The following is a 3,209-nucleotide window of genomic DNA, read 5'->3' on the forward strand; positions in this document are numbered from 1 at the left end:
TCGATGTTGGAGCAAATGACTGTGAATGAATCTACATCACCATATATTTGAGGACCAACGCCGGCTGTGTTGCCGCGGATTATGTTGTTCATCAACGGTTCCTCAATAAATTCAGGACCTACTTTAAGCCCGCCTCCCATCCAATTAGCAATGTTATTACAAATAGTATTATTCTCAAAGTTTATTATATTTCTTGCATTCAATCCGCCTCCGCTTATACCAGCTTCATTTCCGTAAATTAAATTGTTATAATAATATTCACTTGTTACATTTGCAGGCCCAAAAACTGCAATTCCACCATCGTATGAATAAGCCAAATTACTACATATTATATTTGACTCAACCAAAACATTGCATCTATAAGTATATACTCCTCCCCCCTCGGCTCCAGATACATTATTAGCTATGATATTGCCTCTAATAACAACATCCGAATAACCGCAGTATATACCACCGCCCCTTTCACCGCCAAGCTGATGATAGGCAATATTATCTTTAATAATATTATTGGCAATCAAAGCATCAGAGTACTCGCAACAGATAGCGGCGCCTAATAACCATGTTCTGTTTTCAATGAATATATTATCAGATATAGTAATACTTGAATGCTTGCAATATAATCCTCCGCCAAAAATAATTCCATTGCAGTATTTAAAAAAATTATTTGATATTTCTATATTAGTATAATAACAAGCCACGCCGCCTCCCTTTGTAAAATCATCTCCCTCAAGTGCGCTTGTTCCCCATTCTATAATACAATGATTAATAATACAGTTGCTATCGGCGTTGAAAAAATTGATTCCAAGCCAGCGAGAAACAGTATCAGATGCGGTAAATACTATCGAGTCGCTTGAAGTCCCTATAGCCATTAAACAAGCGGATGTATCTATTATAAAGGCATAACAACCCTGAAAATCGATATAACATCCCGGCTCGATAATTAGAGTCGAACATTGCGGCACCCGCAAATCAGCAATAACCTCATAGGGGTTATTGTCAGCTGTCCATGTGCCATAGACATCGCCGGAGATTTCGATGGCATGGCTGAAACTATTAAAAGCAATCAATAGTAGGAGTAATATTAAAACTCTTTTCATAATTGTATACCTCTTTTTAATATAATCAAGAAGCCCCAAGTGTCAAGGTTTTTCCCCGGGGCTTCTTGTGTAAACTGCTATCTATCTTTAGTTTTTACTTTATCAGTTATATTACTCCTTTTTAAAAGAATTAATTCGCCAACCGGACAATCCTGACAGAACAAAGGCGCCGAACCGCCCCGAAAATAATTGAGTAGATAGGTGATATCGCTTCCGATAAATACACAGTTTCCATTGGCATCAGCCGCATGATATAGATATTCATCCGGACACATACAGGAATCAGGCGGCGGCGGACCTGAACCTCGAAAATAGTTAGTAGCGTATATGACATCAGAACCGATAACAAATCCATCACCGTTGACATCGCCAGCAACCGCGTCGGCGCAGTAGGTGTTTACATCAATTGAGCCATTATTAACAATGTAGTTACTCCTGTCGCAAGAAACCGATATATTTCCGCCAGTAGTTGGGTTTACTGTTAAATATACTCTTCCGGAAGCATCGGTATATCCCCTTTCGTAAATTTCCCCTTGTTTACTAAGAGTAACCAGCACATTAGGCAAAGGCATCGTATATAGGCTGTCGAGAACACGTACGGTTATTGTCTGAGTGCTGTCTAACTCTACAGATTCGGGGTGTTCAAGCACAAATTGACGAGGATTATCAGTATAAACAGTAAACTCTGGATCGCCAAATAGTGTATTGTCGTATGTAATAGTTCTGTATCTCCAGCAGGATGTGTAATTAGATTTCATACCATAATGAGCAGGTCCAAAACGATGGTCTATATAGCTCGTTTCACATAACAATTCAATCCTAGCAGCCTCTATTCTAAATGATAAGTCGCACCAACCTATACGCGTATTAAAAGTACCGGCGAAAGGACCGCCTTCAATGAATAAACACTTTTCAGCATAACAAAAATCATAGTGATAATCTTGGTCCCAGAAATACAAAACATCCATACAGCCAAGATGACATCCTATAGAAGAATGAATGTATTCTCGACCTTCCAACTCCACACTGTGAATAGTGTCAGCTTCTTCAGGCAGCCAAGGCATCAAAGCTGGCCAGGTTGTAACTCCCCATCTTGGATAATTGTTGCATCCCGTTGTCATTGTAGTAAACCATTCTGGGTCTGCATGACTTAAACTGAAATAATAACCGCATGAAGGATTACTAAGATAGCTTGTAACATCAATGCCTGTTGGCGATGTTGGATTAGGATCATAGGGCGATGGTTGTTCTCTGAATGTTTCAGTGTCAACATTAAAAAATGGAGAAAATTCATCAGCTATCGCTTGAGGTTGATTACCGGCATATTCAATATCAGCCATTTGGTCAGCCGATGAAATCATTACATTGCTTAAATAAGATGTACTGCCATAGCCCGGTTCAACTTCATAACGAATATGTTTTTCAATCCAGGTTGTGGCATGGCCGGGCTGGCTTATAGCGACTCTGCCGACAAAGATATCAGCGGCTACATCAATTCTATTTCCACCTTCGCCATCATAGAAGTATTCGCCAAATGTATCGTCTCCATCACCATCCCAATCACCTTCAAGACAGGCGTAATAGAGATCGCTAATAATTTGGGCTTGTGAATCAGCAGGTACTGAGCCATTATAACGTTCCGGATGGGCATATCTTACCGGTACAACATCCATATTTCCTGCCAGAAGCACGTAGATTGCGCCATCGGTATATTTGTCAATAATGAAGTTGCGCAGCTTCTCCGGGTTGTCGCGCCCATCATAGTTGGGATAGATATCATCCTCAAGCGTAAAGATTTCAACCTTGCAGCCGTCATAGCTTGTTTTGAAATACTTAAATGGAATCAATTCCTGAGCGAATTGATTGCTGGTATTAGTTACAATCACATAGTCGGGAGGTATATCATCGGGATCAACCGGATAATTGTAGTTAAATGTTTGAATTGTCGGCGTATTTCCATCCACATCGCCATAGTTTCGGACAATGCCTTTCAAGTACTTCATTACGACATTGTGCGAATAAACGCTTCGACTGGAAACCGAACGCGGCTGACTGCCGGCGGCAGTCAGATGAATCGTAAGCGAGACATTCGTTATCAGCCACAACTCATTA

At 40.4% G+C, this 3,209-nt stretch carries 2 protein-coding genes; both read right to left on the reverse strand.

Annotation, left to right across the window (positions count from 1 at the left end; all coding sequences use genetic code 11):
* A partial coding sequence (locus tag J7K40_07375; protein MCD6162218.1) for a hypothetical protein occupies positions 1–1,097 on the reverse strand: 1,097 nt, incomplete at its 3' end.
* Positions 1,098–1,174: 77 nt separating this feature from the next.
* A partial coding sequence (locus J7K40_07380) for a hypothetical protein (GenBank protein ID MCD6162219.1) occupies positions 1,175–3,209 on the reverse strand: 2,035 nt, incomplete at its 5' end.

It is taken from the genome of Candidatus Zixiibacteriota bacterium, assembly GCA_021159005.1.
GTDB lineage: Bacteria > Zixibacteria > MSB-5A5 > UBA10806 > 4484-95 > JAGGSN01.